Origin of the sequence: Bacillus sp. GC_Bacil_1 (genome assembly GCF_026540675.1) — a bacterium.
In the GTDB taxonomy this organism is placed as follows: Bacteria; Bacillota; Bacilli; order Bacillales; family Bacillaceae_G; genus Bacillus_A; species Bacillus_A cereus.
Genome location: NZ_JALNUG010000021.1, coordinates 91,805 through 99,946 on the forward strand (window position 1 = coordinate 91,805; position 8,142 = coordinate 99,946).

The window sequence follows — 8,142 nt, forward strand, 5'->3', positions numbered from 1 at the left end:
ATATGATTATGTCCTCTCTTTTAAACGTATGATCACATATTATTTTTATTTTATAAAAAAAAGTCGCCATATGGCGACTTTTAATAAACGATTTCTAAATCTAATCCAGGGTAATTTTGTTGACGGAATGCTTCATAAATTAAAATTGCTGCTGTATTAGATAAATTTAATGAACGTACTTTATCTGTCATTGGAATACGTAAACAATGATCAAAGTTTTCTTCGATTACATTAGCTGGTAAGCCGTTTGTTTCTCTTCCAAATACAAAATAGTAATCCTTCTCGCGCTTGCTATAGTCAAACGCTGTATGAGCTTTCTCGCCATACTTCGTTAAATAGAAGAATTCACCATCTTTATTTTTTTCATAAAATTCTTCAATTGAATCATAATACGTAATTTTCACGTGCTGCCAATAATCTAATCCGGCACGCTTTAACATTTTATCATCCGTTGAAAATCCAAGCGGTCTAATCAAATGTAATTCTGTTCCAGTTGCTGCACAAGTACGAGCAATATTTCCTGTATTTGCTGGAATTTCTGGCTGATATAAAACAACATGTACTCCCACGCGATATTCACCTCTGTTTTTTGTCTACTACGTATTATACCACTTGAGCGAAAAATCTCTACCCATTAATAATATGAAAGAATTTATATTTCATTTGTGGTGTATATTTACTAGAGTCTTCATAGTTCCAATAACGTCGACGGCTATTTGCTGAATGTGCATTTACAAGCGGCATACCATCTGCATCTTTTGCTACTACAATCGTCGTATGATTCCATCTTCCGTCATCCTCGAAATCATAAGCAATTACATCTCCAAGAATAAGTTCTTCTGGCCTCTCTACCGCCTCTGCTCGAAGTCCTGTTGTAGCACCTGACAAATACCAATAAAAAGAATGTGCAACAGCCCAGCTCCAACTCCACTGATTCTCCCTTTGCCACCATCCTTTACGAATATTAGGATATCCGTTCATAGGTACTTCTCCAGTATGAAGACATTGAGAAATGAAATTCGTACAATTATCAGGGAAATTACGATACATAGGATTTCGGTCATCCCACCAACGCTCTGCATATTTCACTGCCTCTAAACGATTATAATGATAAGAACCGTACTTCTCTTTCGTAATTTCCCTTTCTAATGTCTCACCCATTCTAATTTCTTCTGACACTTCAATATCATAATCGCCTATAATCCGACTATTATTTAAACAAACTCTTCGTTTTAATTGTTCCTCTTCAATATAAAATAATTCTTTATGCTTAATTAAATATTTAAAATGTATTTGATAATCAATTTCTTGATGGTCATTACTATTTAATTGTCTAATGAAAGAAACATCCGCAATTGCTTTCACTATATGTGCACTACGCCTTTGAAACAATTGTTTCTTTCTCTGTGCCATTTGTAGTAAATCCTCAGCAATACCATCCACGTCTGTTCGTTTCTCTGTGATATATGCTAAAAACTGTTGTACTTGCTTTTCAATATTCATTTTTACAGCCATTTCGTTTCCCTCCCATATTACAATATGAAAAAGGGAAATATTATCTACTCTTTTTTCTGTGCTAACAATTCAAGCCCGCGATTCATTTCATGAAGTACTTCTTCATCTTTCTCACGTTCCATCGCTTTCTCAATCGCTTCGCCTACTCCATCTCCCCCAATTTTCCCAAGTGCCCATGCTGCCGTTCCGCGCAATACCGGTCTTGGGTCATCTTTCATAACACCAATTAAATCAGGAATTGCCGATGCTTCTTTAAAATGTGCTAATGCTAAAATCGCATTTCTTTGCAGTGGCTTTTTCCCTCTCCATGACCCTGACATAATCCCATATTTCTCTTTAAAATCACGATTACTAATTGTTAAAAGTGGCGTTAATAATGGTTTAACTAGCTCAGGATCCGGCTCCATCTCAGGATGATTATGAAAATCCATTCCTTTGTTTTTCGGGCAAACAGTCTGACACGTATCACATCCATATATACGATTTCCTATTTTATCGCGATATTCTTCAGGTAGGAATCCTTTCGTCTGTGTTAAAAACGCAATACACTTCTTCGAATCTAACTGTCCCCCCTGTATTAAAGCACCTGTAGGACAAATATCGATACATTTCGTACAGCCCCCGCATTGATCTTCTATCGGCTTATCTGGCGGGAATGGAACATTTGTAATCATTTCCCCTAAGTATACGTACGAACCGAATTCAGGTGTAATAATAGCACAGTTTTTCCCACTCCAGCCAATGCCTGCACGCTCTGATACAGCTCGATCACTTAATTCACCTGTATCAACCATGGACTTCACTTCTATATCTGGAAGTTTTTCAATTAAATATGCTTCTAATTTTTGCAAACGATCTCGTAAAACAAGATGATAATCTTGTCCCCAAGAAGCACGGCAAAAAATTCCACGGCGTTCTCCACGCTTACTTAATGGTGCATTTTTTAATTTTGAAGGATATGCTAAAGCAATCGCAATAATTGATTTAGCACCCGGTAATAAAAGTTGCGGATTCGTTCTCTTCTCTATATCAGGCTCTTCAAATCCAGATTGATAATTTAATTGTTGTTGCTGGATTAAGCGCTGCTTTAATTCCTCAAAAGGAGAAGCACTCGCAAAGCCTATTTTATCTATGCCAATTGTTTTACTATACGCAATTACATCTTGCTTTAATTGTTCAAAATCCACTCTTAATCGCCTCCTCAGATGAATCCATCATCCCTTATATAACGACTTTATTGGTTAGTAATTCACTTTTGGAATACTATTATTTACTTCTATTTTCGCATGTAATTATATTTTTCAAACATTAAAAAACGCAATGCCTCGTTTATCTCGGAAACGAAACACTGCGTTGATCACAATTTATAGAAAAACATTTAATAAAATTTGGAGCGGGTGAAGAGAATCGAACTCTCGACCAGAGCTTGGAAGGCTCTTGTTTTACCACTAAACTACACCCGCAAATATGAATTACATATAAGATATTAGAATAACTTATGTAAAGTAGTATAGCATGTTAAAAAAATAGAGGCAAGAATTTTATCGAAAAAAGTCGAAAAAGTGATGAGAGACCTCATCACTTTTTCAATTCTTTATCAATGGCCTTCTTCATACTATCGAAATCAGGGTTTGCAAGATTTCCGTTTACATATACTGAAGGAGCACCTTGAACTTTTAATTTTTGAGCACGATCTGAATCTTTACGTACTTTTTCTGTAATTTCTTTACTGTGTAAATCTTTCTTAAATTGCTCTACATCAACTTTTGGAAGTTTCTCTTTCACAATGCTAAGAAGCAAATCTTCTGTAATCCATTCTTCCGTATCTTTCTTTTGATTTTGATAAATCTCATCATAGAAAATCCAGAATGAATCTTTATCTTGTTTATAAATTGCTTCACCAGCTGCTGCACCTAAATCCGAGTCTTTTCCGATAAATGGGAAGTTAATAAAATATAACTGCACTTTGCCTTTATCAATATACTCTTCTTTTAATCGAGGTAATACTGTTACATCCCAAGTACGACAAGCAGGACATTTAAAGTCTCCAAATTCAACTACCTTAACTGGAGCATCATCTTTCCCTAAAGATTGTTGCGTGGAATAAGCAAACATCTCATTCCCTTTATCTTTTTTGTCATTTATGATGCTATACGCAATTGTTCCAATTACAATCAATACTGCGATAGAAAAAACTATACCAAGAGCCATGAGTTTATTTGATTTCATATACATTCCTCTTTAAATTCATATTCTGTATACAGCATTGTACACAATACACATAATATCAACACTTATATACGTCACGCAATGAACACGCTCACATAAATTACAAAAACACAATAATTGTGACGATATTGTGTCACAATTTGTCACAATTTATTCAAAAAAAGAAGCTCCTCTGTAGGAACTTCTCTTAACTTACTGCTTTTTTACGCGCACTATTTAACATCGACTGCTCTATTTTTATATCATGACGAATTACTAATTTCTCACTAACTGCTTGAACATACTCATCATGGCTTATATAGCCTTCTTTCTCCATTAGTCTCAACACAACATTTCGTCTCTCTACTGCTTTATCATAATTTTGGGCAGGTGAGTAATAAGCAGGTGCTTTTACTACAGCAGCCATCATTGCACTTTCCGCCAACGTTAATTGGTTCACCTTTTTACCGAAGTAAAGGTTTGCTGCTTTTTCAATTCCCCATGCTCCTTCACCATAATAAATGTTACTTACATATAATTTTAAAATTTCATCCTTCGTAAATGTGCGTTCAATTTTTTTCGTATAAAAAATCTCTTTCCACTTACGAGAAAATGTACGCTCATTAGTTAAAAAAGCATTTTTAGAGAGCTGCTGTGTAATCGTGCTTCCTCCTTGCACGACACCACCAGCCTTTATATTCTCAACAGAGGCCCTAATAATTGCTATATAATCTAAACCGTTATGATGATAAAATCTTTTATCTTCTGTCGCAATAAATGCATGTGTTAATGATTCTGGCACCTCTAAATTAGCCGGTACATGTAATTTACTAATGTCACTTTTCTCAATCATTACATTTCCAATGAATAATAACGTACAACTTAACAATAATAATAATATAATGGCTTTATAAAAAAGTTTAGTCATTGGATTTAATGCAACTTTTTGATGATAGTTCACCCTAGATAATACTCGTTCTTTCATCTTGAACACCTCTTTTCCACACAGCATATAACTCTTACTTTAAGAATACATTGTTGTAAAAAAATATCCCATCGATTTCTCTTACACGTACCTTACATCATTGTAAGGTATAAAGTGAAACTTTAATCAGCCCTCACCAATCACGTTCCCGGCAAATAGCGGGGTAAAAAAGTATTGTATCACAGACCTTTTTTATCTACTATTCATCTGAAATATTGAATATAGATTATAGATTATATTCAATCACGAATAACCAATAACAGAGTAAGCCTTAAGGCTATTATATTTTCACTTTATACTTTAATTATATCATCTACAAATATATGTACTTTTGAGTATCTAGTAATCTTAATGTATATAACATATACATTATACAGAACAAACGTTCTATAAATCAATACTAACACTATTATTATTTTGACCTTTTTCTTAAACGGTATACAAAAAAGAGTAGTGATTTGAATGTATCTCAAATCAGCTACTCTTTTCTTTACAATCTTCCTATTAAATTATATGGCTGTACTTCCCACGTTTCATACGGAATACAATGTGTTGCACTCATTGCATCAAGCGTTCTGGATTTCATATGAGGACGAGTTATATACTCATCTATGTTCTCTTCATTTAAATCAACAAATTTAGCCTCTTGTATTTCTTCAGGTTGAATTTTTATTTCGCCACTCACATATGCTACTTTAAAAACAACAGCTAGAATGTGCATAGAGGCATTATAATAAACCCCGGTAATTCCGATAGGCTTCACTGTTAACCCTGTTTCCTCTTTTATTTCCCTACAGACAGCTTGATCGAGTGCTTCTCCTTCTTCTACCTGTCCTCCTGGCATTTCCCACGTATCAGCTCGCCAGTGTACCTTTGTTAATAACACTTCATTTTTCTCATTTGTTAAATAACCTGCTACGGCAACTATATGCTTTGGTGTCTTATGTTCCATACTAAGCCTCCTAGAAATAATGGTTATTTCATATATCCCTATAAGCATATTCCCTATCTACACCAAAATACCTTTAATAATTCATCACCTTAATTAACTTCATAAAAAAAGCCCCTATTCGTTAAACGAAAAGGGGCTTTCATCGTATTACTCTCCTAAGTCTACGTTGTGGTAAACTTGTTGTACATCTTCTAAATCTTCTAATGCATCAACCATTTTCTCAAATTGTACTTGAGCATCTTCAGGAAGTGTAACATCACTTTGTGCAAGCATTGTTAATTCTGCAACTGTAAATTCTTCAACACCAGCACCTTTAAGTGCAGATTGTACTGAATGGAATTGATCTGGTTCAGCATACACGATAACAGCATCTTCTTCTTCTAGAATGTCACGTGCATCTACATCTGCTTCCATTAAAATTTCAAGAACTTCATCTGATGTTTTACCTTCAAGGCCGATAACAGCTGTCGCATCAAACATGTAAGCTACAGAACCGTTTACACCCATGTTACCACTGTTTTTGCTAAATGCAGCTCGTACATCTGCTGCAGTACGGTTTACGTTATTTGTAAGTGTATCTACAATAACCATAGCTCCATTTGGTCCAAATCCTTCATAACGAAGCTCGTCATAATTTTCCTCTGAACCGCCTTTTGCTTTTTCAACTGCACGATCAATAATTGTTCTTGGTACATTGTATGTTTTCGCACGTTCTAATACGACTCTAAGCGCTTGATTTGATTCTGGATCTGGCTCGCCTTGTTTTGCCGCCACATAAATTTCACGTCCAAATTTCGCGTATATACGGCTTGTATTTGCATCTTTTGATGCTTTTTTGTCTTTAATATTGTTCCATTTACGGCCCATACTTTCCACTCTCTTTCTCGTTTTAAATCTACATAAAAATATTAATATGAAATATAATGTGTGTCCAACACATTTTTAAAAGAAATATAAAAAGTTCATTTTTGATTCATATTACAGACATAATATAAATCACTATCATTTTGTTCTTTCGACAAGTTATATTATACATGAATTCCTAAGTTTATTACGAATTTTAGCATCACATAATATAATTTAACAAAAAAGACTCTAACATTTCTATTAGAGTCTTTTTATATTGCAGATACCGATTTCCATAATATCCCCATAATTACTTTCTATTGTTGTACAATAAAAATAGGAAAAAATTTGAAGAAAAGGTAAAGGGGGAATTATGACACATTCAAATGAGAAAAAATTACATGCTTTTAAAGGAATAGGAGAGGAGTTAAACCCAACTATCTATCAAGTAAGATTCATGAAATTAGATGAACCAATCCAATTTGAGGCGTTTCCTGAATTGAAGGAATTAAGGGACTGGTTGAGTACTTCAACGCACATGTGGTCGTGCCACTCAACTATGTACAAATACAACAGAGAAAAGTTTGAAAAGAAGTTTTTAGAAATTACGAAATTAAAAGCTGATCATGTACTAATATCTACTGGTGGTGTCGGATTTAACTTCATGTCACCCGGGTGGAGAAATTCTCTCTAGAGTGCTCGAAGGGCATATTATAGAATACCGCAATTAAAAGGATAAAATTGAATGTTTGTTTTTATCCTTTTAATGTTTCGCAGTTTACTCACCGTACACTTTTTGTGCTTATTTTGTCATGTAATGAAAAGAAAACACAAAAAAACTCTATACTAATTGTATAGAGTTTTTTTAAGACGTTCATGATACCGATGGTCGGGGTCGAACCGACACTCCCGAAGGAACACGATTTTGAGTCGTGCGCGTCTGCCAATTCCGCCACATCGGCACAAAAGAAAAGGCGGCAACCGGATTTGAACCGGTGATAAAGGTTTTGCAGACCTCTGCCTTACCACTTGGCTATGCCGCCATATTAAATTTTATTGGAGCGGAAGACGGGATTCGAACCCGCGACCCCAACCTTGGCAAGGTTGTATTCTACCACTGAACTACTTCCGCAAAAATGGCTGGGCTAGCTGGATTCGAACCAGCGCATGACGGAGTCAAAGTCCGTTGCCTTACCGCTTGGCTATAGCCCATCGAATTCTTACTTAATTATATGTAAGTATCAATTAAATTATTTGTAATTTTTAAAATAAAAATGGGGCGACTGATGGGAATCGAACCCACGAATGCCGGAGCCACAATCCGGTGCGTTAACCACTTCGCCACAACCGCCATGTTGTGTAAATATATTTGGCAGGGGCAGTAGGAATCGAACCCACACTGGAGGTTTTGGAGACCTCAGTTCTACCTTTAAACTATGCCCCTATGTAAATGGTGGAGGGGGGCAGATTCGAACTGCCGAACCCGAAGGAGCGGATTTACAGTCCGCCGCGTTTAGCCACTTCGCTACCCCTCCGAAACTTACATGGTGCCGGCTAGAGGACTTGAACCCCCAACCTACTGATTACAAGTCAGTTGCTCTACCAATTGAGCTAAGCCGGCGTATTTTATTGAAAT

The 8,142-nt window shown here is 35.6% G+C and carries 8 protein-coding genes and 9 tRNA genes; 1 reads left to right on the forward strand and 16 read right to left on the reverse strand.

The genetic code is table 11. The features are described from left to right. Nucleotides 1-80: 80 nt before the first annotated feature. The 8 genes from trmL to OXT04_RS24975 all read right to left on the reverse strand — a co-directional run bounded on the left by trmL (nt 81) and on the right by OXT04_RS24975 (nt 6,527). Nucleotides 81-569, reverse strand: coding sequence for a tRNA (uridine(34)/cytosine(34)/5-carboxymethylaminomethyluridine(34)-2'-O)-methyltransferase TrmL (gene trmL / locus OXT04_RS24940; protein ID WP_000538147.1), 489 nt, complete (start codon nt 567-569; stop codon nt 81-83). Between the two features lie 58 nt (nt 570-627). After that, complete coding sequence (locus OXT04_RS24945) at nt 628-1,515, reverse strand: amidase domain-containing protein (protein ID WP_098854539.1); 888 nt, start codon at nt 1,513-1,515, stop codon at nt 628-630. A 44-nt stretch (nt 1,516-1,559) separates the two neighbouring features. Next, complete coding sequence (gene queG / locus OXT04_RS24950; RefSeq protein WP_000345209.1) at nt 1,560-2,702, reverse strand: tRNA epoxyqueuosine(34) reductase QueG; 1,143 nt, start codon at nt 2,700-2,702, stop codon at nt 1,560-1,562. Between the two features lie 202 nt (nt 2,703-2,904). Next, nucleotides 2,905-2,978, reverse strand: a tRNA-Gly gene (locus OXT04_RS24955). 115 nt (nt 2,979-3,093) lie between these two features. After that, nucleotides 3,094-3,744, reverse strand: coding sequence for a DsbA family protein (locus OXT04_RS24960; protein WP_000841308.1), 651 nt, complete (start codon nt 3,742-3,744; stop codon nt 3,094-3,096). A gap of 187 nt (nt 3,745-3,931) precedes the next feature. After that, nucleotides 3,932-4,708, reverse strand: a complete 777-nt coding sequence (locus OXT04_RS24965; RefSeq protein WP_000664716.1) for a transglycosylase domain-containing protein — start codon at nt 4,706-4,708, stop codon at nt 3,932-3,934. A gap of 490 nt (nt 4,709-5,198) precedes the next feature. Beyond that, nucleotides 5,199-5,660 (reverse strand): NUDIX hydrolase, encoded by a 462-nt coding sequence (locus OXT04_RS24970; RefSeq protein WP_072941029.1) that lies wholly within the window; start codon nt 5,658-5,660, stop codon nt 5,199-5,201. 147 nt (nt 5,661-5,807) lie between these two features. Beyond that, nucleotides 5,808-6,527, reverse strand: a complete 720-nt coding sequence (locus tag OXT04_RS24975) for a YebC/PmpR family DNA-binding transcriptional regulator (RefSeq protein WP_000532949.1) — start codon at nt 6,525-6,527, stop codon at nt 5,808-5,810. Between the two features lie 352 nt (nt 6,528-6,879). On the opposite strand from OXT04_RS24975, the gene OXT04_RS24980 reads away from it, so the two are divergent. Next, a complete protein-coding gene (locus tag OXT04_RS24980; RefSeq protein WP_098854540.1) occupies nt 6,880-7,200 on the forward strand; it encodes a DUF3884 family protein in 321 nt (106 codons plus the stop codon). 186 nt (nt 7,201-7,386) lie between these two features. Here OXT04_RS24980 and OXT04_RS24985 read toward each other — a convergent pair. From OXT04_RS24985 to OXT04_RS25020, 8 genes are all read right to left on the reverse strand, one after another. Next, nucleotides 7,387-7,468: transfer RNA gene (locus OXT04_RS24985), tRNA-Leu, on the reverse strand. 10 nt (nt 7,469-7,478) lie between these two features. Then, nucleotides 7,479-7,549 (reverse strand) — tRNA-Cys (locus tag OXT04_RS24990). Between the two features lie 14 nt (nt 7,550-7,563). Further along, nucleotides 7,564-7,638 (reverse strand) — tRNA-Gly (locus tag OXT04_RS24995). A gap of 5 nt (nt 7,639-7,643) precedes the next feature. Further along, nucleotides 7,644-7,718: transfer RNA gene (locus OXT04_RS25000), tRNA-Gln, on the reverse strand. 63 nt (nt 7,719-7,781) lie between these two features. Next, nucleotides 7,782-7,857: transfer RNA gene (locus tag OXT04_RS25005), tRNA-His, on the reverse strand. A 19-nt stretch (nt 7,858-7,876) separates the two neighbouring features. Beyond that, nucleotides 7,877-7,950, reverse strand: a tRNA-Trp gene (locus tag OXT04_RS25010). Between the two features lie 7 nt (nt 7,951-7,957). After that, nucleotides 7,958-8,041, reverse strand: a tRNA-Tyr gene (locus tag OXT04_RS25015). A gap of 10 nt (nt 8,042-8,051) precedes the next feature. Next, nucleotides 8,052-8,127 (reverse strand) — tRNA-Thr (locus OXT04_RS25020). Nucleotides 8,128-8,142: the final 15 nt, after the last annotated feature.

Bases quoted from the DNA above. Each gene is read 5' to 3' on its own strand.
- OXT04_RS24945 (WP_098854539.1), bottom strand. From the start codon at position 1,515: ATGGCTGTAAAAATGAATATTGAAAAGCAAGTACAACAGTTTTTAGCA.
- OXT04_RS24960 (WP_000841308.1), bottom strand. From the start codon at position 3,744: ATGAAATCAAATAAACTCATGGCTCTTGGTATAGTTTTTTCTATCGCA.
- OXT04_RS24965 (WP_000664716.1), bottom strand. From the start codon at position 4,708: ATGAAAGAACGAGTATTATCTAGGGTGAACTATCATCAAAAAGTTGCA.
- OXT04_RS24970 (WP_072941029.1), bottom strand. From the start codon at position 5,660: ATGGAACATAAGACACCAAAGCATATAGTTGCCGTAGCAGGTTATTTA.
- OXT04_RS24975 (WP_000532949.1), bottom strand. From the start codon at position 6,527: ATGGGCCGTAAATGGAACAATATTAAAGACAAAAAAGCATCAAAAGAT.
- OXT04_RS24980 (WP_098854540.1), top strand. From the start codon at position 6,880: ATGACACATTCAAATGAGAAAAAATTACATGCTTTTAAAGGAATAGGA.